This window comes from Chryseobacterium oryzae (assembly GCF_022811665.1).
Taxonomy (GTDB): Bacteria; Bacteroidota; Bacteroidia; order Flavobacteriales; family Weeksellaceae; genus Chryseobacterium; species Chryseobacterium oryzae.
Genome location: NZ_CP094529.1, coordinates 2,803,408 through 2,826,973, shown reverse-complemented (window position 1 = coordinate 2,826,973; position 23,566 = coordinate 2,803,408). Strand labels below are relative to the sequence as shown.

The window sequence follows — 23,566 nt, the reverse complement described above, 5'->3', positions numbered from 1 at the left end:
ATTGGTTTTCAAAACTTTAAACCTATTACTTTTTAAGGTAATCTTTTACTTTTTGCAGATAAGGATACATGACCATATCATCCGAAAAAGCAGGAATAATGTTTCTTATCTCATCATACAGTTCTTTTGTTTTTGAAGAAATTTTATCCTGGAAACCAAGATATTCTATTGCCTGCACAATGGTAATTGCCTCAATGGAAAGTACTTCGAATGCGTTCTCAATTACTTTTCTGCAGATCACCGCAGCGTTGGTTCCCATGCTTACAATATCCTGATTATCATTGTTATTCGGGATACTGTGAACGTACATAGGATTTGACAACATCTGGCTTTCTGCCGTTGTGGAAGTTGCTGTAAACTGAACGCCCTGCATTCCAAAATTGAAACCCAGCTTACCCAGATTTACGAATGGAGGGAAAATTTCGTTAATTTTTGCATTTAGAAGATAATTAAGCTGCCTTTCTGCCAACATTGTCAGTTTTGTAACCACAATTTTCAGTTTATCCATTTCCAGAGAAATATAATCGCCATGGAAATTTCCGCCATGGTAAACATGCTGCTCTTCTACATTAATAATAGGATTATCATTCGCAGAATTGATTTCGTCTTCCAAAATCTGTTCTGTAAATTCTAAAGTATCTAAAACAGGGCCTAAAATCTGCGGAACACACCGTATTGAATAATATTCCTGAACTTTGTCTTTAAAAATTTTCTCTTGTTCATCAAAACGGGTGTAGAGGTGGTCTGCTCTTTTCCTGATCAGCTTACTGTCTGCAAGATGATTTCTCATTTTCTCAGCAATTTTTTGCTGCCCGATATGTCTTTTAGTGTTATTGAGAGATTCAGAAAGATGATCGTCATACGCCTGAACAAGCTCATTAATTGCACACGAAAACTGCAGAGAAATTTCGGTAAGTTTTCTTGCTTTGTGTGCATTTACAATCCCTATTCCCGACATTACAGAAGTTCCGTTCATCAAGCCAAGACCTTCACGTATTTCTACTTTGATAGGCTGTAAATTTTCAATCCCAAAAACTTCTTTCGTTGATTTTCTTTCACCTTTATAGAATACTTCACCTTCCCCAATCAATACCAGAGCCAAATGAGCAAGCTGTACCAAATCTCCGCTTGCCCCAACACCGCCATGCTCAAAAATAAGTGGCGTAATATCTCTGTTTATCAAATCTTTAAGCAAAAAGACAACCGACGTATGAACACCCGAATTTCCTCTGGAAAGTGTGTTTAGTCTTGCTAACATGGCAGCTTTCACTTCATCTTCAGGCAGTGGATTTCCTATACCCGAAGAATGGCTTCTTATAAGATTGTACTGGAGCTGATTTTTGTCTTCATCGCTGATCTTGAACTGTGCCATAGGACCAAAACCAGTATTGACTCCATAAATTATTTTATCTTTTGAAAACTCTTTCAAAAACTGAAAACTTGCCTCTACTCTTGCAATGAGAGATTCATCAAGATCAATTTCTTTATCGTTGAATATAACTTCCTGAAAATCTTTCAGCTTTAAAAAATCGTTTATTTTCATTAATTAAAAACTAATAATGGCTAATTTTGTAGAAATTTAAAATCTCTACTCTATATTTTGACAAAGATATAAGTAATTATCAAAATAAAAAATTGAAGATGAACAAAGAATTTGTTGACGTTCTTGTGATTGGAGCCGGTCCTTCGGGATGCGTATCTTCTGCATTTCTAAAGAAGAACAACATCAATGTAAAAGTTGTTGAAAAGACAAAATTCCCAAGGCTTGTAGTAGGTGAAAGCCTTATTCCTCGTGTGATGGATCATTTTGATGAAGCCGGGCTCTTCCCCGCATTGGATAAGATGGGTTTCGAAAAAAAACTCGGAGCCCGTTTTCTGCGTGGCAAAGAGGTTTGCATTTTTGATTTCAGTAATAAATTTGGAGAAGGCTGGGATTGGACTTGGCAGGTTCCGAGGGCAGATTTTGATAATACACTTGCACAGGAAGTCATTAACAAAGGGATAGATCTTGAGTTTGAGACGGAAGTTATAGGAATTGAGTTCAGCGGAACAGATTCTATCACCACTGTTAGAGATAAAAACGGTGACACTAAAGAAATTCATGCCAAATTCGTCATAGATTCCAGTGGTTACGGACGAGTGTTGCCCAAACTTTTAGATTTGGAAAAGCCATCAAAATTATCCCCTCATTCTGCTATTTTTTCTCATATAAAAGACATTAACAGAGAAGAAGGAACAGAGGGAACACTTATTTCTTTCGATATTATAGAAACTGAAGTCTGGCTTTGGGTAATCCCATTTTCGAACGGAAATACCAGTGTAGGAATTGTTGGTCCAACTGAGTATATTGATAAACTTTCCGAAAACGGAGATCCTGCAGAAGCTTTGAGAAAGGCAATCTCTTTGTCCGATTATTACGTGAAACGTTTTGGTGATGTAGAATTTTTGTTTGAGCCTAAGCATCTAAAAGATTACTCGTGTTCGGTAAAAAAATTATACGGAGACGGTTTTGCGCTAACCGGGAATGCTTCTGAGTTTCTGGATCCTGTTTTCTCTTCAGGAATGGCTTTTGCCACAGAATCCGGAATGCTTGCTGCAAAATTGGCCTTAAGACAATTGAACGGTGAAAAAATCGACTGGCAAAAAGACTACGCAGATTACATTTTGTACGGCGTGGATGTTTTTACCACTTATGTAAAAGAATGGTACACCGGAAATCTTCAGGAATTATTTTTCCACCAGCCAGAGAACCCCGATGTCAAGAGAAAAATCTGTGCGGTTCTCGCTGGCTATGTCTGGGACAAGAAAAATACGTTTGTGAGAATACACGATTCTGCCATTAAAAATCTGGCTGAATTTATTAAGGCTGAAAAGGAAAAAGCATAAACATTGGCTTTTCTTTCGGAGAAGCAGCAATCTATGCATTGTAATTTTTTTAACTTCTTAAATCTACAAACGTAATTGGTTTTCTGCTGTTAGGATGAAAAACTATTTTAGACAAAACATCAAAATCTACGATTTCAATTTTCGGACTTACCCTTAATTTTGCCCGGAAATGATCTCTCACTTCATTCTCAAAATTTTCCGAATTGGTTTCTGTACTCAGTTTTATAATAATTTCGTCCAAACCAATTTCGTTGGATTGAATGACGATCTGATAGCAAGAAATCCCGTTGAAATCATTCAGAATATCATTCATTGCAGGCGGATAAAGTGTAGTTCCTTTATATTTAATCATCTGTTGTTTTCTGCCAACCACCGGTCCCAAACGCATGGTATTTCTGCCACAATCGCAAGGTTCATAATGGGCTTTTACCAGATCTCCTGTTTTAAATCTCAACAGAGGAAGTGCTTCTACCCCTAAAGTCGTGACCGTTAATTCGCCGCTTTCTCCTTCTTTCACTGGATTTTCATTGTCATCAAGAATTTCTGTAATAATTAATTCCGGGTGATGATGACCTCCTTTCTGAAATTCACATTCTGTGAAAGCCGTGCTCATTTCCGTAGAAGCATACGTGGAATATAACTGAATATTCCATTTTTCTTTAATCTTTGTAGCAAGAATATTATCCGTAAAATCCTGATTTTTGATACTTTCACCAATACATATTGCTCCGTAAATGCTCGATTTTTTATAATCTAAATTATTTTTCTCCGCATAATCTATCATTTTCAAAAGGAAAGAAGGAACGGTGATTAGATATTTCGGCTTGTACCTGAAAACAGAATCCCATTGCAGTTCAGGAATTCCCGGTCCCATACGCACAACGCTGGCTCCCATTTTCCTCAAACCTAAGAAATATGCTAAACCTGCCATAAAACGCTTGTCTATAGTAGTAACCATTTGTACGACATCACCTTTTTGAATACCTGCACAAGCCAAAGAGATCGCTTCATTATAGGCAATTCTCTCCAGATCTTTATCAGAAAGACCGAAAGTCACCGGATCTCCCAACGTTCCTGAAGTCGTACTGTAATCTACAATTTGTGAAAGCGGAATACAAAAAAAATCCTGATTATTCTGCTGAATATCATTTTTTGAAGTTGTGGGAATTTTCTTTAAATCTTCCAGCTTTTGAATTTCAGAAATATTGATATTATTTTCTCTAAATAATTTTTGATAGAAAGGTGAATTTGCTTCAAGATACTGTAAAACTTCTTTCAGTTTTTTTTCCTGAAAAGCTTTTATTTCCTGAATGTCGGATTTTTCGATTGACGGATAGAGTTCCAAAGGCTTACTTTTTAAAGACAAATTTATTTAATTTAAAATTAACAGATCTAAAGTTTAAGCCATTACAATGAGAAATTACTGTAATTTTTCAAAAATTAAATTTCAAAATTTTCGGCTGATGACATCAAAATAAAACATATATTATAAACCGTTAAAATTCACTAAATTTGCCAACTTAATTAATCTTCGAAATTGAGATATTACAATGAGCCAATTTAAAGAATATAAAAACCTCAACCTTATAGATGTAGCCGAGAATGTTTCGGAATTCTGGAAAATAAACGACACTTTTGCAAAAAGTGTGGAAACACGAGAAGGAAATCCTGAGTTTGTGTTTTATGAAGGTCCGCCTTCTGCGAACGGAATGCCGGGAATTCACCACGTTATGGCAAGAGCGTTGAAAGATATTTTCTGTCGTTACCAGACGCAAAACGGAAAGCAGGTTTTCCGTAAAGCGGGTTGGGATACGCACGGACTTCCTGTGGAATTAGGAGTAGAAAAGGAACTCGGAATTACCAAAGAAGATATTGGCAAGAAAATCACCATTGAAGATTATAATAAAGCTTGCCGTGAAGCGGTAATGCGATATACAGATGTCTGGAATCAGCTCACCGAAAAAATCGGGTATTGGGTAGATCTTGAAGACCCTTACATCACGTACAAACCAAAATATATGGAAACCGTTTGGTGGTTGCTAAAGCAGTTGTACAGCAAAGAATTGCTGTATAAAGGATATACCATTCAACCCTATTCTCCAAAAGCAGGAACCGGACTTTCTTCTCACGAGCTGAACCAACCAGGAACCTACAGAGATGTTTCCGATACCACAATTGTTGCTCAGTTTAAAGTAAAAAAGGAAACTTCGGAATTATTTAACGATGTTGATGGAGAAGTAAACATTTTAGCCTGGACTACAACTCCATGGACTTTACCTTCCAACACCGCTTTGGCTGTAGGTAGAGATATTGAATATGTAGTTGTTAAAACGTTCAATCAATATACTTTCGAGCCGGTAACAGTTGTTTTGGCAAGAGTTTTACTTGAAAAGAATTTTGGTAAAAAATATACTGAAGGAACAGATGAAGATTTTGCAAACTATACTTCAGAAAGCAAAACCATTCCCTTCAGAATTGTAAAAGAATTTACAGGAACTCAATTAGCAGGAACTCAATATGAACAGTTAATTCCTTGGTTTATGCCAGATGAAAATCCTGAAAAAGCATTTAGGGTTATCATCGGAGATTTTGTGACTACGGAAGACGGAACCGGTATAGTTCACATTGCACCAACTTTCGGTGCAGATGATGCAAGAGTTGCCAAAGAAAACGGAATTCCGCCAATGTTGGTAAAAGATGAAAATGATAATTTGGTACCATTGGTAGATTTGCAGGGAAAATTTATCAGAGGAACTCATGTGCCAAAGCTTTTCTCAGGAAAATACATCAAAAATGAATATTATGATGACGGTACTGCTCCTGAAAAATCATGGGATGTAGAACTCGCTATTTTACTGAAAACAGAGAACAAAGCTTTTAAAGTAGAAAAATATGTTCACAGCTATCCGCATTGCTGGAGAACAGATAAACCTGTTTTGTATTACCCGCTCGATTCATGGTTTGTGAAAATGACCGCCGTGAAAGACAGATTGGTAGATTTGAATAAAGAAATCAACTGGAAGCCCAAAGCAACCGGAGAAGGCCGTTTTGCCAACTGGCTGGAAAATGTAAACGACTGGAATCTTTCCCGATCAAGATATTGGGGAATTCCGTTGCCAATATGGAGAACAGAAGATTTGAAAGAAGAAAAAATCATCGGTTCGGTAGAAAAATTATACAATGAGATCGAAAAATCTGTTGCGGTAGGATTTATGAAAGAAAATCCGTTCAAAGGCTTTGAAATCGGAAATATGTCTGAAGAGAACTACTCTTTGATTGATTTACACAAAAATGTGGTTGATAAAGTAATTCTGGCATCAGATTCTGGCAAAGAAATGAAGCGTGAGAGCGATCTTATTGATGTTTGGTTCGACTCCGGCTCTATGCCTTATGCACAGCTGCATTATCCTTTCGAAAATAAAGATTTAATAGACCATCATAAAGCTTTCCCGGCAGATTTTATTGCTGAAGGAGTAGACCAGACGCGGGGATGGTTTTACACTCTTCATGCAATAGGAACTGCAGTTTTCGACTCCGTGGCTTATAAAAATGTAATGAGTAACGGTCTTGTTTTGGATAAGAACGGACAAAAAATGTCTAAACGTTTGGGTAATGCCGTAGATCCATTTGAAACACTTGCTGTTTACGGTCCGGATGCTACACGTTGGTACATGATTTCTAACGCCAATCCTTGGGAAAACCTGAAATTTGATATTGAAGGAATTGATGAGGTGAGAAGAAAATTCTTCGGAACGCTTTACAACACTTATTCATTCTTCGCTTTATATGCCAATGTAGACGGATTTAATTATGCGGAAAAAGACGTTCAAAACCGTCCGGAAATAGACCGTTGGATTTTGTCTGAACTCAATCTTTTAATTAAAGAAGTAAAAGCTTTTTATGAAGATTATGAACCTACAAGAGTTGCCAGAGCCATCAGCACTTTTGTAAATGATAATTTGAGTAACTGGTATGTAAGATTATGCAGAAGACGTTTCTGGAAAGGAGATTATTCTGAAGACAAGATTTCTGCTTACCAGACTTTATACACTTGTTTGGAAACCGTTGCCAGATTATCTGCTCCTATTGCACCATTCTTTATGGATCAATTGTATCAGGATCTGAACGCTGTAACAGGTAAGGACGGTGCAGAATCTGTGCATTTAACCAATTTCCCGGTTGCAGACGAAAGTTTAATTGATCAGGATTTGGTAGAAAAAACCCATTTGGCACAAAATATTACCAGTATGGTTTTCTCATTAAGAAAGAAAGAAAACGTAAAAGTGCGTCAGCCACTGCAAAAAGTTTTAATTCCTGTTCTCGACAAGAAAACTGAAGAACAAATTCTGGCAGTTGCAGATTTAATTAAACAGGAAGTAAATGTAAAAGAACTGCAGTTGATTAACGCTGAAGAAGCGTCACATCTAATTGTAAAACAGATAAAGCCCAACTTCAAAACTTTAGGATCCAGACTTGGAAAAGATATGAAAGTGGTTGGAGGTGAGATTAATAATCTTTCTTCGGAACAAATTGCTTCATTAGAAAAAGAAGGAAAAATAGAAATTCAGGGTTATGAAATTACGGTTGATGATGTGGAAATTTCTACAAAAGACATCCCTGGATGGACGGTAACTTCAGACGGAAAAACAACTGTGGCATTAGATTTGACACTGACTGAGGAATTGAAATCTGAAGGTATTGCCAGAGAATTTATCAACAGAGTTCAAAACATCAGAAAAGAAAAAGATTTTGAATTAACCGATAAGATTAATATTACTTTGGAGGAAAACAATCCTTATTTAGCACAGATTAGACAAAACGAAGATTATATTTCTTCCGAAGTCTTGTCAAACAAAATAGAAATTGTATCTTCACTATCAAATTTTAATGAAATCGACATAGATGAACAAATTTTTAAAATAAATGTTGAAAAAAATTAATATTTAACTGTTGTTTTTTCAAAATCCAATTCATAAATTTATTAAAAAGAAAAAGGCCATGCAAGACGAAAGAGTACGATACAGCGATGCTGATTTACAGGAATTTAAGAAGATAATTAAAGATAAAATAGATAAGGCAGAAAAAGATCTTCAGCTGATAAGAGAGAGTTTTATTAATGACCAGAATAATGGTACAGATGATACTTCACCAACTTTCAAAGCATTTGAAGAAGGTGCGGAAACATTGAGCAAAGAGCAAAACTCCATTCTTGCAGGAAGACAGGAAAAGTTTGTTAGAGATCTTAAAAACGCCTTAATTAGAATAGAAAATAAAACTTACGGTATTTGTAGAGTTACGGGGAAGCTTATTCCTAAAGAAAGACTTTTGGCCGTTCCTCATGCAACTTTAAGTATAGAAGCGAAAAACATGCAGAGATAATTATTTTATCTTATTTTTGTAAATTAATAATTGGGTTTATATGATGTTTTATAGCATTTTATAAACCTAATTTTTAGTTATAGCTATGGTCGAATATGTAATTTTAGCACTTATTGTTATTGGGATTTTGTTTTTTTTCAATAAAGAAAAACTGAAGCAAAAGTTTTTCCCGGAAAAGGAAAAAAATTATACGATAGATGATAAATTTAATTCGGACAAGCGCGAAAGAGAGAAGGAAATAGATAGACTTCTCGGTAAAATGGGTAAAAACGGACTCGGCGATCTTTCTCCAAAAGAACGCAAAAGGCTGGACGAACTTTCCCGAAAATAAATTTTAAAACTCTACAATGGAATCTATTATCGTACACACCAAAAACTCTATGGAACTGAATGCACTGAAAAGTGTATTGAAGGAAATGGGAATTAAATATGAAAAATTTCACACCAAAAATACTTTTCATAACCAAAAAACGATTAAAAAAGTAATCGAAAAGAAAAACGAGAAAATAAATAAACCCTCTAAACCAAAAGGACTGTAATGAAGAAGATTGCTTTAGTAACCTTACTTATCTTGTTGATAGATCAGGCGTCTAAAATTTATGTGAAAACGCATTTTGAACTTAATGAAAGTATTCCGGTAGTTGAAGGTTTCTTTAATAAAACATTTGTAGAAAATCCGGGAATGGCGTATGGTTTTCATTTTGGAGGAATTATCGGTAAATATTTTCTTGTAATTGTTCGCCTGTTCCTTATTGGCGGTATGATTTACCTTTTTAATAAATGGCTGAAAAGAGGAGAATCCAACTATCTTCTTATTCCTATGGCGATGATTTTTGCAGGAGCAATTGGTAACCTGATTGATGGGATGTTTTACGGTTTAATCTTCGACAGTGGAACTGTTTTCGACGAAAGTACCGGAAGATGGATAGGCTATGGCGGAGTTTCTAAATTTGTTTCTTTCGGACATGGTTATTCTTCATTTATGAAAGGGTGTGTCGTAGATATGTTACATTTTCCTATTGTAGACTGGAATGTACCTTCCAATTGGCCGTTAATAGGAGGGAAGCATATAGAATTTTTTAAATATATTTTTAATATTGCCGATTCTGCAATTACTGTAGGAGCAGCATTATTATTAATTTTCAGGAAAAAAGCTTTCCCTAACGGTTTGGAATTCTAAAAACCACATACACAATATGAAAAAAAATCTTTTAAAAATAAGTAAAACTTTCCTGCTTCTTTTCGGAGCAGGAATTATTTTTATTGTATTTGCCAATTACAGCATTAAAAAAAGCAGCGACAGTTTTCTGTATGATGATGCCTCTAAAATTCCGACAACTAAAGTAGCCATGCTTCTCGGAACTAGTAAAACGCTGAGCAGTGGTTTTCCAAATGCTTATTTTACCAATAGGATAAAAGCTGCCGCAGATTTGTACAAAAGCGGAAAGATTAAGTACATCATCGTGAGCGGGGATAACAGCCGGAAAGACTATAATGAACCCGAAGATATGCAATTGGCTTTAATGCAACAGGGAGTTCCTCAAGATAAGATATATCTCGATTTTGTGGGTTTTAGAACCTTAGATTCTGTTTTAAGAGCCAAAGAAATTTTTGGTCAGCAAAAGCTTATCATTATTTCACAGAAATTCCACAATGAAAGAGCTGTTTTTCTGGCAAGAAAAAATAATATTGAAGCTTATGGGTATAACGCTGAAAATGTTAATAAATACGCTGGTTTAAAGACTAATCTCCGAGAATATTTCGCAAAAGCAAAAGTATATTGGGATTTACTTTTTGCTGTTGAACCTAAGTTTGGCGGAGATAAGGTTGTTATTCCTTAAATAATATGAGTTCGGTTAGGGATAAGCAATATTTTAATCTTTTGTTTAGCTTTGCGTTTTGTAAATGCTTATCACGAACTTAGGTTGATATATTTTTGATTTTCAATTTACAGACATAATTTTAGGCATTATCCTAAATCTTTATTATTTCAATCAATTCAAAAAGTGGTGTGTTTTTCTACACTGGTTACGTTTTCGGGAGTCCATTCTATACGTTTGATGAATGGATGTTGTCTTACCGGGCATTCCATAATTTGACATATTGAACAGGAAATAGGCTTACAATCATCCATGTGAAAGTTGAATTCCACCGTTCTGTTGGTATTATTTGCCAGAAGAATAATTACTTTTTCCATTTCCTGATGTGCTTCACGAAGACTGTAGTAATAAGGAAGTGTAATGTGTGCATCAATATGAAGTGAAGAACCAAATTGCTGAATTTTCATGTTATGAATGTCTATCCATTCTGTTCTTCTGTTATTTTCCAAAAGATTTATAATCTTGTTCAACAATTCAGGATCCTGCTCATCCATAATACCACTAAGCGACTTTCGAACGATTTTGTATCCAACAAAAATAATATAAAACCCGAAAAACAAAGCTACTAAAGAGTCTATCCAATAAATTTTAGTAAAATAAACAATAATTAAGCTTATCACTACGCCCAATGTGGTAACAGTATCAGACTGAAGGTGTTTTCCCGAAGAAATAAGCACCAAAGAGTTTTCTTTCTCGCCTTTTTTAATAGAAATATATCCCAGAAAATAGTTGATGATGGCTGTTGCGGCAATAATGGCGATTCCCCAGTCTAATTTATTGAGAACTTTACCAACGATTAAACTGTTGATGCCTTCATAAATAATCATTAATCCGGCGATTGAGATGAGAGCACCTTCAATACCGGAAGTTACAAATTCTACTTTTCCGTGTCCGTACGGATGATCTTCATCTTTAGGTTTAGCTGCAAGATAAAGAGAATATAAACCCATAAATGCACTGATAACATTTACGATACTTTCCATAGCATCCGAAAAAACAGCATCTGAATCTGTAAGTTTCCAGGCAATTATTTTTCCGACAAAAAGAATGATTCCAAAAACTGCAATAATTTTCTGAAATCCTATTTTTTCTTTATTTATTTTATTTTTTATCATTTTTCAGTCAATGATTGTTTATCAGTCTGTTAATTATCTAAAATAATTATCCGAAAAAAAAAGAATCTCGTTGGAGACTCTTTTTATTTTTGTTAGTTTAAACTAAGTTTTTTTCAACCAAGTATTCTGCAATCTGTACAGCGTTGGTTGCTGCACCTTTCCGCAGATTATCTGCTACAATCCAAAGGTTAAGTGTTTTTGGCTGAGAAAGATCTCTTCTTATTCTTCCTACAAAAACTTCATCTTTTCCTTCCGAATACAAAGGCATTGGGTATTTGTTGTTTTTAACGTTATCCATTACCACTACTCCGGGAGTTTCAGATAAAATTTTTCTTACTTCATCCAAGTCGAATTCGTTTTCAAATTCAATATTAACGCTTTCAGAATGCCCTCCTTGTACGGGAACTCTTACTGCGGTAGCTGTTAAATTAAATGTGTCGTCCCCTAAAATTTTCTTAGGCTCTTTCATTAATTTAATCTCTTCTTTGGTGTAATCATCATCTGCAAAAACATCGCAGTGTGGAAGTGCATTCTTGAAGATTTGATAAGGATATACTTTCTCAACAGATTCATCTCCTGAAATTTCTCCGTTCAACTGATCTACAGCAGCTTTTCCGGTGCCTGTAACCGATTGGTAAGTAGAAACAATAACTCTCTTAAGATCGTATTTTTTATTCAAGGGTCCCAAAACCATCACCAACTGAATGGTTGAGCAATTGGGATTTGCAATAATTTTGTCTTCTTTCGTTAAAATATCTGCATTAATTTCCGGAACTACCAGTTTTTTTGAAGGATCCATTCTCCAAGCTGAAGAATTATCTATTACTGTGGTTCCTGCTTCTGCAAATTTTGGTGCAAATTCTAAGGAAGTAGAACCTCCTGCAGAGAAAATAGCAATATCTGGTTGGGCAGCAATAGCGTCGTTCATGCTTACGATGGTAAGTTCATCCTGTTTATACTTCACCTTCTTACCAATAGATTTTTCCGATGCTACCGGAATTAATTCGGTGATAGGGAAGTTTCTCTCTTCGAGAACTTTAAGCATAACCTGACCTACCATTCCGGTAGATCCTACTACAGCTACTTTCATTTTGTTATTGAAATTTAAAAATTAAATGATATGTTTTGTCTCGATTTTAGAAATCAGACATTTAAATTTTATCCGAATAATCTGCCCCACTGAAATGCCCAAAGCATTAGTGCAACAGCAACTAAAGACATGATTACCCAACTCATATTAAGTTTATCGTTGGTTTTGAATTTTTTGTTGACAATCGTTAATAAAATTGCTGCAATAATCATCGCAGTTGGATGTTCAACATAAGTTTTTCTTAGAACAGCATCTTTCATCAACATTCCTGATTCTTTTGCTGCTTTAAATCCCGGAGAAAAGAAGAATAACATGATTAAACCAATTAAAACCTGAGTGTGAAAGAAAATTAATGTAAATAAAGTAGATTTTCTTAAAAGTTTTGAAATTTTTCCGGAATATCCGAACATGGTTGCAAAAAGAGCTATGACAAAAACTGCAGTTGCAAGTAAGATTAAATAAGCAAAACCACGGTGTGCCTGAAGCATGATGTTGAAATCCATAATGTTTATTTTTGTTAGATGCAAATATAAAAAATCCCAGCGATAAAGCCGGGATTTTGGTATGTAATAAAAGTTAATTTATTTGTACTAGAAGTTGAAAGATAAAGTAGCAGACCATGTTCTACCAAACCCGAAGAAAACTCTGTTTCCGTCTGCAATACCTTTGTATGTTCTACCTGCTTGCTCATAAGTTTTACCTTTGTCAGGATCATTATTAGCTGTAATTGTATCCGTTGTTTTGATGTTTGTTGCACCATCCTGAATAAAGGTAGTATCTAGTAAGTTGTAAACGTTAGCTCCTAAAGTAAAATACTGATTAGGATTGTTTAAAGAGATCTTATAAGATGCACCTACATTAAATAAATTAAAATCTGGTAACTTAAGCGATTCGTTTCCAGGCTTAAGGAATTCTGCAACATTAAGTGTAGAATAGATTTTACCTGTATATTGCCATCCACCGTACACTTTTAATCCTTTTAAGGGGCTAATTGTTGTACCTAAAGAGGCTGTTGTTTGAGGGATACTGTTATTGTTACTACCACCTACTTTTACTTTATCTAAATATAGAGTAGAAGCGTTGTTACCATTAATCGCAACTGGTGTATTATCGTCTAAGAAGTTTGCACCTGTTGCATTACCTTTATACTGGTAATCTCCCCAAGAAAACATACCATTAAACTCAATAAATTTGTTTAATCTGTAGTTTGCTTCTAATTCTACACCTTGGTGAAGCTGAGTAATTCCACTTACTTCTGAATATCCTGTATTTCCGTTTCCGTCGATATTAGGTATATTACCTCTTCTGTAGAATCTATCTTTCCATTCGGTTCTATACAAATTTAATTTAGTGTTGAAATTGTTTGTTTTGAAACCGTAACCTAATTCAGCAGAAAATATTTTCTCATTTGTCAAATTAGGATTTACAACCTGCTGATTACTTGGGTAAACAGCACTCATTAAAGGTTGTTTGCTGTAATAACCGATATTGGCAAATACGTTATTGTTTTCGTTTAAGTTATAGTTTGCACCCCCTTTAATATTATAACCTAAAAGATCTTTAAATCCAGTTTTTCTATCAATTATTTGCCCTTGTTGAGGTGATCCAGGAAGAACAAAATCATCAATTCTTTGATATGATTGGTTTGAAACTGAACCTTGTAAAAATGCAGATAGTTTATCATTAGAATATTCTACCTGTCCGAAACCACTATACCAAAGAACTTCTCCATCGTTACTGAAAGCTAGTCTTTGATCCATTGGAGCTAATGATCCACCAAAAGGATTCCAGCTTAATTTTTTATAATCATAAATATTGTTAACAACTCTGTTAGGTGCATTTTTGTTAGTGTTATCTTTATAACCTGAAGCGCCATAAAGATCAGATAATACTTGGTAATGGTAACCATAGTAATATCTGTCATCAGTACCTACTGAGAAATTCCAGTTGTCATTAATCTTATGTTGGAAATTCATTAAGACACCGTACCAGTTATGAGAGTTGATACTTGAAGTACGAACAAGTGTACTTGTAGCTGCCGCAGTATTAGGATTTATAGCTGCGTTTGCTGCGAAAATTTGGTCATAATTATAATGGCCATCATTATCATAAAACGTACTCATTCCTTTTCCGGCAATACCTCCAAGGTTTCTTGCTCCACCACCACGTCCGTTAGACATGTAAGCTACAGTACTTAATGTAGATTTATCACTGATAGTCCAATCCCAGTTCAACATCATTACTGGTTTTGCATAATAGTTCATTGCATTTGCAAGAGCTACTCTGTTTCCGCTAGCGTCAGTATAATATCCGAAGTCAGAATTGTATCTTCTGTATGGAGTATTATCATGATCAGGATTATACTTAATATAGTTAGCGATTGAAGGTGCGTATGATCTTTGATCGTGCCATTGCGGAGATGAAGTGATCATAAACTGCAAATTATGCTTAGCACTTGGTTGGTAACCTAATGCAAAGAAATAAGTATATGCTTCATAATTTGTATTTTCTATATATGTAGCACCAGATTGTCTAGCCATCAAGAAAGATGAAGACCAACCGTTCTCAGATTTACCTGTATTGTAAGCAAATGAAGTTTTAAGAAAATCATTGTTTCCGACACCTAATCTTACAACTCCGCCCTTCTTCATGTCTGCAGATTTTGTAATGAAGTTCATAGTACCCCCTACAGATGCAATAGCCAATTTAGAAGAACCAAGACCTCTTTGTACTTGTAAGAAACTAGTAACATCAGATAAACCTGTCCAGTTAGAATAATAAACAGCACCAGTTTCCATATCGTTTACCGGCATACCGTTTACCATTACAGCAACATTCTTACTTTCGAAACCACGAATTGAAAGCTGAGAGTCTCCAAAACCCCCACCTCCTTTTGTAGCATATATTGATGGTGTTGTATTTAATAATTCAACAAGCTCTTGGTTACCTTGTCTTTCTAGAATTTGTGCTGCTTTAATAGTAGAAACTGCTACAGGAGTTTTTCTATCTTTAGCGATATCGGTAACTCCTTTTAGGATTACTTCCTCAATATCTTTCGATTTTGAAGCAGTATCTTTTACTTCTTGTGCGTAATAAACGCTTGCTGTAGATAATGCAATTATCGCAGTAAGCATCGATTTGTTGATTAATTTCATAATCTTAATAATAGTTAGAATTAATTTTTCTGCAAAATTCGACAAATAATTTTTAACTATTATTAACTGTATGTTAATTTTTAATCAGTCTTGATAAGTGTTATTCCGCTGTTTTTCAGTATGTTGTGATTTTTATGATTTTTCGTATGAAAAAAATCATATTATCTATTTTTTAACAAAAGTGATAAGATTTTATTAAAAATATAATGTTTTTACTTAACAGCTTTTAGGCTTAAATCTATATTTTCTGCTGAGTGCGTTAATGCTCCGGCAGAAACAAAAGTGACTCCTGTAGCTGCAATTTCTTTCAGTTGCTCTCTTGTAATTCCTCCCGATGCTTCACTTTCGCAAGAACCATTAATTAGTTTTACAGCTTCAGTCATGGTATCAATATTCATGTTATCCAACATAATTCGGTCAACTTTTGCTTTGATGGCTTCTTTTACTTCTTCTAGATTTCGGGTTTCAACTTCAATCTTAAGTTTTTTCTTGTTTTTTTTGATATAGTCTTTTGCCATTTTTACAGCATTGGTAATGCTCCCGTTGTAATCAATATGGTTATCTTTCAGCATTATCATATCATAAAGTCCGTATCTGTGATTTGTCCCACCACCGATAGCTACTGCCCACTTTTCGCAAACTCTGAAATTGGGAGTGGTTTTTCGGGTATCTAAAAGTTTAGTTTTAGATCCTATTAATCTGGAATCCCAATCGTGTGTAAGTGTTGCAATGCCGCTCATTCTCTGCATGCAGTTCAGAACGAGTCTTTCCGTAGATAATATAGATCTCGCACTTCCGGAAACTATAAATGCTACATCGCCAACTTTAGCAGTTTCACCATCTTTTATAAATGTTTTTACTTTTAAGCTTTTATCAAAAGTTTTAAAAATAATTTCTGCCAATTCTACTCCAGCCAAAATACAGTCTTGCTTTACCAAAAGTTTTGCCTGTTGTTGCAAATCTTTAGGAATGGTAGAAAGGGTAGAGTGATCTCCATCCTGAATGTCTTCCTTTAATGCATTGTTGATGAATTGTTTTAAAACTTTATTGGTTGCGTAGCTTGGTCTTTTCATTTTTGTTGATATAATCAGTTACTGTTAAACTAAATCTTTGTTGTAGAATGCCCCTTTATTTTTTGTCATTTCCATAGATTGGGTTATGATGAGGTTTGCAACAGTTGTAAGATTTCTAAGTTCAGAAAGTTGAGGGGAAAGAATAGAGTAGTGGTAAATTTCGTCTACCGCTGCTTCAATTTCAGCGTGTTTTTGTGATGCCATTTTTAGTCTTTTGTTGCTGCGAACAATTCCTACCAGATCGCTCATCATCTCCTGAAGTTGTTTTCTAAGGTATGAAACAATCACCATTTCATCAATTATTTTCATTCCTTCTTCGTTCCATTCCGGAACTGCTTTAAGGTCTTCAAAATTGAAATTGTTCTCTTTTAAAAGTTCAACGGTTTTCATGGCAGCATTATGTCCGAAAACCAAACCTTCTAAAAGTGAATTGGAAGCCAGTCTGTTGGCTCCATGTAATCCGGAATTGGTGCATTCGCCCACTGCAAATAAGTTTTTAATGGAAGATTGTCCGTCTTTATCAATTTCAATTCCTCCCATAAGATAATGGCATGCAGGAACAACCGGAATGAGTTGTGTAAATGGATCGATACCTTCGTCTTTGCATTTTTTATAAATGTTGGGGAAATGTTCAAGAAATTTTTCATGATTCATTTCTCGACAGTCTAATCCTACATATTCGTCTCCGGTAGTTTTCATTTCAGCATCAATAGCTCTTGCAACAATATCTCTGGATGCAAGTTCTTCTCTTTCATCATATTTATGCATAAACTTTTCACCTTTTTTGGTGCGAAGTTTGGCTCCATCACCTCTTACCGCTTCCGAAATTAAAAACAGCATTCCGTCTATCTTGCTGTATAAAGCGGTGGGGTGAAACTGATAGTACTGCATATTGGTTACTTTTCCTTTTGCACGGGCAACAAAAGCAATTCCGTCTCCTGTGGCAATGGTAGGATTGGTTGTGTTTTTGTAAACATGTCCTGCTCCTCCTGTTGCAACCAAAGTTATTTTGGATGTGATTTTTTTTATAGATTTTGATTTTTCATCTAAAATATAAGCACCATAACAATTTATTTCATCTTCATTGAGTTTTTTTCCGGGAACATGATGCTGCGTGATGATATCTATAACGTAATGATGGTCTAAAATCTCAAGATTGGGATTATTTTTTGCAGTTTGTAGGAGTGCTCTCTCAATTTCAAAACCTGTGATATCTTTGTGATGAACGATTCTGTTTTCTGTATGTCCGCCTTCTCTTCCCAGCGTAAACTCTCCGTTTTTTTTGTCGAAATTTGCTCCCCATTCTACGATTTCATTAAATCTTGCAGGGGCTTCTCTCACGACCATTTCTACAACATCCCGTTTATTTTCGCCGTCTCCTGCACGCATGGTATCTTCAATATGCTTTTCGAAGTTATCATTTTTAAAATCTGTAACAACCGCAAGACCTCCCTGTGCATATTTTGTATTGCTTTCATCTTCATCAGATTTAGTGACAATAATAATTTTTGCATCAGGAAGCTGTTCGGATATTTTTATGGCATAAGACAAACCGGAAATTCCGGAGCCGATTACCAGTACATCTGCTTTTATCATATTTAAATTTAAACCTCTTTTGTTTTTGTATTAAATAAATTTAAACAATTTTTCGTTTGGTTTTCTCACTTTTTTCATGTGTTGAAAGTGGTCTTCTGCTGAGCGGTAGCCTAAAGCAAGCGTTACAGTAACCCTTTCTCTATCTGTATCAATCTCTAGAATTTCTTCAATTAAATTTTGTCGGAATCCTTCCATTGGGCAACTGTCGATATTTTCCATGGCTGCTGCATACATAAGGTTGGCCAAAACGATGTAAGATTGTTTTTCTGCCCACCCAAAAAGCTGATTTTCAGTTTGCTGCGTAATATGCTGATTGATGCTGTTTTTAAAAAGATCCAGTTTTTCGATTTCAAGATTTCTTACCTCAGAAATATGTCTAAAGTAGCCTTCAATATAAGAGTCTTCAATCGTCTTTTTGGATACAATAACAATAAGGTGAGAACAGGTGGAAATCTGGGAAGGGTTGTAAAATGCAGGAATAAGTTTCTGAATAATATCTGCGCTTTGTACCACTAAAATTCTGTAAGGTTGCAAACCTAGCGAACTTGCCGCAAGTTTGCCAGATTCCAGAATATTCAAAAGGTTGCTTTCCGGAACTTTAAGATCCGGATTAAATTTTTTTACAGAATATCTTCTGCTTAGTGCTTCCAAATAATTCATAAAACAAATTTAATAATAGAATATGAATAAAAGCTTATTTAAAAATTACTTTGCAAATATTATAAAAAAAACCACTTCGTTTGAAGTGGTTCCATCTTAATTTTAATATATGAAGTGTGAAAAAAATTATTCTCTGTTTTTCAGCAGAACCCATCCGTTGTATACTGTTGGAGTGCTGTTTTTGTCGTTTTCGTTCCAGGAAATCGTGTACCAATAAGTTCCGGTAGTTAATTTTTTGCCACCTGAGGTTCCGTCCCATTTGTAATTTCTTATTTTATCAGCTTCATATTTCATATTTCCATATCTGTCGAATACAGTAAATGTTAAATTCTTTTTATAAGCTAATGCTGTGTAGTCTATTACATCGTTTACATTGTCGCCATTCGGAGTGATAACATTTACCAGATTAGGAATTGTAATTTGTACGTGTATTGGGGCACAATTATAAATATCCTTTACATAGAATGTATTTTCGCCTCTTGGTAAATCTGTAAACACATTAGAATCTTGCCAATTAATACCGTTAAGCGAGAACTTATATGGAGCAGTACCACCAAGAATATTTACCGTTGCCGTATTATTCTTAATGTCTATATTAGAAATTACCGGATTTACCGCAATTTTTACATTAACGGTTTGATACGTGTAGCAGTTTCCGGTTTTAAGTCTTACCCAATATGCGCCTGCAGAAATTCCCTGAATAGATTGAGTTGTGGCACCTGTACTCCATAAATATTCTGAAAATCCTGGTCCGGCATCTAATGAAGTTCTTGCATCTATGCAGATAATTTTATCTTTTAATACACTAGATTTTACAGGTTGTGTTACGGTTAGTTTTATTTTTTTGATGACAAAACAATTGCTCACTGCAGTAACTTTTACATATACATCTGCATTAGGAGAAATATATGCGATAGGAGTGGAGATTTCATTAATTCCATTCATCGCATTGTCAAAAGAAGTGTAGAATTTCTTTGTTATTCCTGTTTCGGTAGTAATGTTGGCTGCGGTAAGATTAAACATTCCCCAAGATGTTTGTCCTTCTATAAAGCAAGATTCTAACATGGCATCTTGGGCAACCGGTAATGGATGGAATGTTAAGGTTACCTCTGCATTTCCTGTACATCCTTCTGGTGTGGTTACTTTCACATATACTTTTCCCGGAGCAGAAATAAATGCTGAAGGATTTGTAATTTCATTTGTACCTGCATTTAAATCGGCTAAAGTGCGGAAGTATTTTTTAGTAATCCCTGGAACAGCAGATACATAGGCGGATGTAAGATTAAAAACCGCAGTTGTAGCTCCATTATTGTTGCATTCTGCAATCGTAACATTATTTGCACTGAAATTTCCTAGCGTAAGTTTAATGGTTCCATCAGGGTTGTCGCAAAGTAATGCCGAATTATCTTTAATGATAACATTTACAGTTGTATTGCTATTAAATTGATAGCTTGTAGGGTTCGAAATAACTGTTCCTCCTACAGAATAAGTAAATGTATAACCAGAAGGATTGGCGACAAATTGAGAGTTAAGAGCCGTTAGATTAATAGTTCCAAAACCGGTAGAAGGATTTGGGCAAACCGATTGTGTAATTGAAGAATTTAAAATGCTTACTTTATCTGTGAAAACTTTCACGTTTTTAATTGAATGTCTTGCACTTGCAGCTCCAGTGGAAGCCGAAAATCCAAAATATCCCTGTGTCATTCCTACAGCTGCACCCGATGGAGCAAATGTTTGATTGACCACTAAAACATTATCAATCTTTATTTTAATAATCCAATTGCTAAGATTGTTGCTGTCTACTTCGCCGGTTACTTCAACGTGTTTAAAGTTAGGTCCTACAAAAGGTTGTGTACTGATGAGATCGGCTGTGTGATAAGTACTTCCCGGAGTATTGTTGTATTCAATATTAGAACCAGTTCCGTTATTGGTGCCGTATAAAACATGCACCTTGCTCATTTGAGCTTCGGTAGCATTATTAAAAATATCAAACCCAACCATAAGTCCTGTTGCGTTGGCAGGAATTCCAAGACCTCCACCTACAGTATAGGAAGCGGGTGGATTTGCAAGATACCAAAATGCAAGCCCGTCACCTTTTCCGTAAGAAGTTGTGCCGTTTCCATCTATTCTGAAATCGAATTCTACCCGCCATTTATCGCAATATTTCAGATTAATAGGAGCATTTAGCTTAATACCCCCAACCTGAGAGATCTGATCGGCTGTAAGCTGTATGAAATCTGTGTTCACCGTTGCTGAAGGCACTACATCCCAACCGGTTGTATTAACGGGATTTCCTGTTAATTGAAAGGTTTGGGACTTAAAATTTTGGGCGAAACAAAAAAATAGGAAAAGTAAATAAAAGTGTAGTTTTTTATTCATGTATTAGCTTTCGTTAGATTTACAGATGTAAAGATATAAATAATCCGAAAACAAATGAATATTGTGTATTAATTTTATTGAATTTAATATTTATTTCATAATAAAATAAAGACAAACTAATGAAAAGGGTATTTATTTTGGGTTTTGATTTGTAATTTCAAAATAAAGAACTGTCGTTCTGGGTTTCAAAATAAACATCCGTTTCAAGTTGGTCAGAAGCTGCTGCAGCTACGGCAAGTTTATCGCAAAGTTCATTTTCGAAGTGTCCGGCGTGGCCTTTTATCCAGTGTATTTTTGGGAGGTAAAGATTGTAAAGTATGATAAACCTTTTCCATAAATCTGGGTTTTTCACATTTTTCCAACCTCTTTTTATCCATCCGGAAATCCAGTTTTGGTTGATGGCGTCAGAAACATATTTGCTGTCGGTGAATATATGAATTTCATTTTCTGCAGATTTCAATTTTTCTAATGCGGTGATAACTGCTAAAAGCTCCATTCTGTTGTTGGTTGTTTTTTTGAAGCCTTTTGAAAAAGTTTTTTGGTAATTCTTCTCAGGAACACGCATAAGAATTCCATATCCTCCTTTGCCGGGATTTCCGCTGCATGCTCCATCTGTATAAATTTCAATTCTCATATATTATCTAAGGTAATTTTAGAGTTAATTTTTGAAAAACTACTTCTAAAGTAACCTCTATATTTTCAGTATTTAAAATGGAAAATCATCTTCATCATCAAAATCATTCATGGATGATCCGGATAGTTTTGAATTGTCGGGCAAGTCAAAGGCAGCTCCTGGCTGAATGGTTGTTTTTATTTTGTCGAACCCACTTGGTTCACCCATTAAACCAGAATTCGAACTATATCCCATAGAACCAGCTCCTCCATCAAAAGCGGCTTCAATATCTCCAAATTTGGCAAAATGTTTTAAGAATGAAAGTCTTACATCTGCAGTTGCTCCATTTCTGTGTTTTGCAATGATTAATTCTGCCTGATTTTCGGTGGAAGTTTCCTGACCTTCTTCGTCATTATCCCATACGGCAATTTTATAATATTCTGGTCTGAAGATAAAAGATACAATATCCGCATCCTGCTCAATTGCTCCGGATTCTCTTAAGTCTGAAAGCTGTGGTCTTTTACCAGGGCGTGTTTCCACACTTCGGGAAAGCTGGGACAGTGCAATTACCGGAACATTCAGTTCTTTTGCAATGGCTTTTAATGAACGGGAAATCATGGATATTTCCTGCTCTCGGTTACCTGCTCCTTTACCCCCACCACCGGCAGTCATCAGTTGAAGGTAGTCTACCATTATCAACCTAACTCCGTGTTGCATCACCAGTCTTCTGCATTTTGCTCTGAAATCGAAAATGGATAGTGAAGGTGTTTCATCAATATATAATGGTGCATTTTCAAGTTCCGAAACATTGGAGAATAATCTTTGCCATTCTTCATCATCCAAAGTTCCTTTTCTCAGCTTTTCTGAAGAAATTCTTGTTTCTGAGGCAATCATTCTGGTAATAAGCTGTACGGATGCCATCTCTAACGAGAATAATGCCATTGGAATTTTGTGTCCAACAGCAATATTTCTTGCCATAGACAGAAGAAAGGCGGTTTTTCCCATTGCGGGACGTGCAGCAATAATAATAAGGTCGGAATTTTGCCATCCTCCGGTTTCTTTATCTATATCTCTGAAGCCCGATGGAACTCCGGAGATTCCCTCTTTGTCTTTTAGAGCTTTTATGGTGTCAATTGCCTGTTTAACCAAAGAGTTCGCGGTATCGAATCCTTTTTTGATAGTTCCGTTTGTAATTTCAAAGAAAGATTGTTCCGCTTTATCTAAAAGTTCAAAAACATCTGTAGATTCTTTGTAAGAAGAATCTATCACATTGGCAGAAACATTAATTAAACTTCTCAGAATGTATTTTTCGAGAATAACTCTTACGTGATATTCGATATGTGCAGATGAACTTACTCCCATAGTAAGTTCGATAATGTAATGATCTCCTCCTGCGGTATTAAGCTTGTCTGTCTTTTTTAATTCCTGAATAACTGTCATTATATCCACCGGAAGATTTCCTTCATACAGCTTAAGCAATGCAGAAAATATAACCTGATGTCTTGGGTCATAAAAAACTTCGGAGGTGAGAAGGTCTATAGAATTATCGAGTCCTTTTTTATCAATTAAAAAAGTACCTATAACCAATCTTTCAAAATCTACTGCATTGGGAGGCATTTTCCCGTCTGCAATCGACAATTCTCTAGCAAAATTACCCTGAGTAAGTGAAGAGAGTGTTTCTTTCTGAGCCATACTGCAAAGATAGTTTATTTAAAAAATAATTTGAAAAGAGTAATTAAT

19 protein-coding genes are annotated in these 23,566 nt (G+C 35.3%); 7 read left to right on the top strand and 12 right to left on the bottom strand.

Annotated elements, in window-relative coordinates; genetic code table 11:
• Positions 1 to 25: 25 nt before the first annotated feature.
• Positions 26 to 1,543, bottom strand: coding sequence for an HAL/PAL/TAL family ammonia-lyase (locus MTP08_RS12840; protein WP_243576276.1), 1,518 nt, complete (start codon positions 1,541 to 1,543; stop codon positions 26 to 28).
• Between the two features lie 98 nt (positions 1,544 to 1,641).
• Here MTP08_RS12840 and MTP08_RS12835 point away from each other — a divergent pair, with 98 nt between their 5' ends.
• Complete coding sequence (locus MTP08_RS12835; protein WP_243576275.1) at positions 1,642 to 2,886, top strand: NAD(P)/FAD-dependent oxidoreductase; 1,245 nt, start codon at positions 1,642 to 1,644, stop codon at positions 2,884 to 2,886.
• Positions 2,887 to 2,935: 49 nt separating this feature from the next.
• Here the strand turns inward: MTP08_RS12835 and MTP08_RS12830 are convergent, their stop codons facing one another.
• Positions 2,936 to 4,231: a phenylacetate--CoA ligase family protein gene (locus tag MTP08_RS12830; RefSeq protein WP_243577759.1), complete on the bottom strand. Its 1,296-nt coding sequence runs from the start codon at positions 4,229 to 4,231 to the stop codon at positions 2,936 to 2,938.
• Positions 4,232 to 4,436: 205 nt separating this feature from the next.
• On the opposite strand from MTP08_RS12830, the gene ileS reads away from it, so the two are divergent.
• From ileS to MTP08_RS12800, 6 genes are all read left to right on the top strand, one after another.
• Positions 4,437 to 7,826, top strand: coding sequence for an isoleucine--tRNA ligase (ileS, locus tag MTP08_RS12825; protein WP_243576274.1), 3,390 nt, complete (start codon positions 4,437 to 4,439; stop codon positions 7,824 to 7,826).
• A gap of 58 nt (positions 7,827 to 7,884) precedes the next feature.
• Positions 7,885 to 8,265 carry a TraR/DksA family transcriptional regulator gene (locus MTP08_RS12820; protein WP_243576273.1) on the top strand — a complete coding sequence of 127 codons (381 nt, stop codon included), beginning with the start codon at positions 7,885 to 7,887 and terminating at the stop codon, positions 8,263 to 8,265.
• Positions 8,266 to 8,350: 85 nt separating this feature from the next.
• Complete coding sequence (locus tag MTP08_RS12815; RefSeq protein ID WP_243576272.1) at positions 8,351 to 8,596, top strand: DUF6576 domain-containing protein; 246 nt, start codon at positions 8,351 to 8,353, stop codon at positions 8,594 to 8,596.
• 16 nt (positions 8,597 to 8,612) lie between these two features.
• Positions 8,613 to 8,804 carry a hypothetical protein gene (locus tag MTP08_RS12810; RefSeq protein ID WP_160812678.1) on the top strand — a complete coding sequence of 64 codons (192 nt, stop codon included), beginning with the start codon at positions 8,613 to 8,615 and terminating at the stop codon, positions 8,802 to 8,804.
• Positions 8,804 to 9,445, top strand: a complete 642-nt coding sequence (locus MTP08_RS12805; protein WP_209391074.1) for a lipoprotein signal peptidase — start codon at positions 8,804 to 8,806, stop codon at positions 9,443 to 9,445. Before MTP08_RS12810 ends, MTP08_RS12805 begins: the two co-directional genes overlap by 1 nt.
• A 16-nt stretch (positions 9,446 to 9,461) precedes the next feature.
• Positions 9,462 to 10,106: a SanA/YdcF family protein gene (locus MTP08_RS12800; protein WP_243576271.1), complete on the top strand. Its 645-nt coding sequence runs from the start codon at positions 9,462 to 9,464 to the stop codon at positions 10,104 to 10,106.
• A 158-nt stretch (positions 10,107 to 10,264) separates the two neighbouring features.
• Here MTP08_RS12800 and MTP08_RS12795 read toward each other — a convergent pair whose 3' ends face one another.
• The 10 genes from MTP08_RS12795 to dnaB form a co-directional block, all read right to left on the bottom strand.
• Positions 10,265 to 11,260, bottom strand: coding sequence for a cation diffusion facilitator family transporter (locus MTP08_RS12795; protein WP_243576270.1), 996 nt, complete (start codon positions 11,258 to 11,260; stop codon positions 10,265 to 10,267).
• A 97-nt stretch (positions 11,261 to 11,357) separates the two neighbouring features.
• Positions 11,358 to 12,350, bottom strand: coding sequence for an aspartate-semialdehyde dehydrogenase (locus MTP08_RS12790; protein ID WP_243576269.1), 993 nt, complete (start codon positions 12,348 to 12,350; stop codon positions 11,358 to 11,360).
• Positions 12,351 to 12,418: 68 nt separating this feature from the next.
• Positions 12,419 to 12,853: a hypothetical protein gene (locus MTP08_RS12785; RefSeq protein WP_243576268.1), complete on the bottom strand. Its 435-nt coding sequence runs from the start codon at positions 12,851 to 12,853 to the stop codon at positions 12,419 to 12,421.
• 87 nt (positions 12,854 to 12,940) lie between these two features.
• Positions 12,941 to 15,505, bottom strand: coding sequence for a TonB-dependent receptor (locus MTP08_RS12780; RefSeq protein ID WP_243576267.1), 2,565 nt, complete (start codon positions 15,503 to 15,505; stop codon positions 12,941 to 12,943).
• A 212-nt stretch (positions 15,506 to 15,717) separates the two neighbouring features.
• Positions 15,718 to 16,578: a carboxylating nicotinate-nucleotide diphosphorylase gene (gene nadC, locus MTP08_RS12775; protein WP_243576266.1), complete on the bottom strand. Its 861-nt coding sequence runs from the start codon at positions 16,576 to 16,578 to the stop codon at positions 15,718 to 15,720.
• Between the two features lie 24 nt (positions 16,579 to 16,602).
• Complete coding sequence (gene nadB, locus MTP08_RS12770) at positions 16,603 to 18,174, bottom strand: L-aspartate oxidase (RefSeq protein ID WP_243576265.1); 1,572 nt, start codon at positions 18,172 to 18,174, stop codon at positions 16,603 to 16,605.
• A gap of 30 nt (positions 18,175 to 18,204) precedes the next feature.
• Entirely contained in the window at positions 18,205 to 18,834 is a 630-nt protein-coding gene (locus MTP08_RS12765) for an NAD(P)H-dependent oxidoreductase (protein WP_243576264.1), read from the bottom strand.
• Between the two features lie 126 nt (positions 18,835 to 18,960).
• On the bottom strand, positions 18,961 to 21,213 hold the full coding sequence (locus MTP08_RS12760; protein ID WP_243576263.1) for a T9SS type B sorting domain-containing protein: 2,253 nt from the start codon (positions 21,211 to 21,213) through the stop codon (positions 18,961 to 18,963).
• A 157-nt stretch (positions 21,214 to 21,370) separates the two neighbouring features.
• Positions 21,371 to 21,847, bottom strand: coding sequence for a ribonuclease HI (gene rnhA / locus MTP08_RS12755; RefSeq protein ID WP_243576262.1), 477 nt, complete (start codon positions 21,845 to 21,847; stop codon positions 21,371 to 21,373).
• A 72-nt stretch (positions 21,848 to 21,919) separates the two neighbouring features.
• Complete coding sequence (gene dnaB / locus MTP08_RS12750; protein WP_243576261.1) at positions 21,920 to 23,518, bottom strand: replicative DNA helicase; 1,599 nt, start codon at positions 23,516 to 23,518, stop codon at positions 21,920 to 21,922.
• Between the last annotated feature and the right edge of the window lie 48 nt (positions 23,519 to 23,566).

Excerpts from the sequence above, each read along its gene's own strand:
- MTP08_RS12840 (WP_243576276.1), bottom strand. The coding sequence starts at position 1,543 with ATGAAAATAAACGATTTTTTAAAGCTGAAAGATTTTCAGGAAGTTATA.
- MTP08_RS12835 (WP_243576275.1), top strand. The coding sequence starts at position 1,642 with ATGAACAAAGAATTTGTTGACGTTCTTGTGATTGGAGCCGGTCCTTCG.
- ileS (WP_243576274.1), top strand. The coding sequence starts at position 4,437 with ATGAGCCAATTTAAAGAATATAAAAACCTCAACCTTATAGATGTAGCC.
- MTP08_RS12820 (WP_243576273.1), top strand. The coding sequence starts at position 7,885 with ATGCAAGACGAAAGAGTACGATACAGCGATGCTGATTTACAGGAATTT.
- MTP08_RS12815 (WP_243576272.1), top strand. The coding sequence starts at position 8,351 with ATGGTCGAATATGTAATTTTAGCACTTATTGTTATTGGGATTTTGTTT.
- MTP08_RS12810 (WP_160812678.1), top strand. The coding sequence starts at position 8,613 with ATGGAATCTATTATCGTACACACCAAAAACTCTATGGAACTGAATGCA.
- MTP08_RS12805 (WP_209391074.1), top strand. The coding sequence starts at position 8,804 with ATGAAGAAGATTGCTTTAGTAACCTTACTTATCTTGTTGATAGATCAG.
- MTP08_RS12800 (WP_243576271.1), top strand. The coding sequence starts at position 9,462 with ATGAAAAAAAATCTTTTAAAAATAAGTAAAACTTTCCTGCTTCTTTTC.
- MTP08_RS12795 (WP_243576270.1), bottom strand. The coding sequence starts at position 11,260 with ATGATAAAAAATAAAATAAATAAAGAAAAAATAGGATTTCAGAAAATT.
- MTP08_RS12790 (WP_243576269.1), bottom strand. The coding sequence starts at position 12,350 with ATGAAAGTAGCTGTAGTAGGATCTACCGGAATGGTAGGTCAGGTTATG.
- MTP08_RS12785 (WP_243576268.1), bottom strand. The coding sequence starts at position 12,853 with ATGGATTTCAACATCATGCTTCAGGCACACCGTGGTTTTGCTTATTTA.
- MTP08_RS12780 (WP_243576267.1), bottom strand. The coding sequence starts at position 15,505 with ATGAAATTAATCAACAAATCGATGCTTACTGCGATAATTGCATTATCT.
- nadC (WP_243576266.1), bottom strand. The coding sequence starts at position 16,578 with ATGAAAAGACCAAGCTACGCAACCAATAAAGTTTTAAAACAATTCATC.
- nadB (WP_243576265.1), bottom strand. The coding sequence starts at position 18,174 with ATGATAAAAGCAGATGTACTGGTAATCGGCTCCGGAATTTCCGGTTTG.
- MTP08_RS12765 (WP_243576264.1), bottom strand. The coding sequence starts at position 18,834 with ATGAATTATTTGGAAGCACTAAGCAGAAGATATTCTGTAAAAAAATTT.
- MTP08_RS12760 (WP_243576263.1), bottom strand. The coding sequence starts at position 21,213 with ATGAATAAAAAACTACACTTTTATTTACTTTTCCTATTTTTTTGTTTC.
- rnhA (WP_243576262.1), bottom strand. The coding sequence starts at position 21,847 with ATGAGAATTGAAATTTATACAGATGGAGCATGCAGCGGAAATCCCGGC.
- dnaB (WP_243576261.1), bottom strand. The coding sequence starts at position 23,518 with ATGGCTCAGAAAGAAACACTCTCTTCACTTACTCAGGGTAATTTTGCT.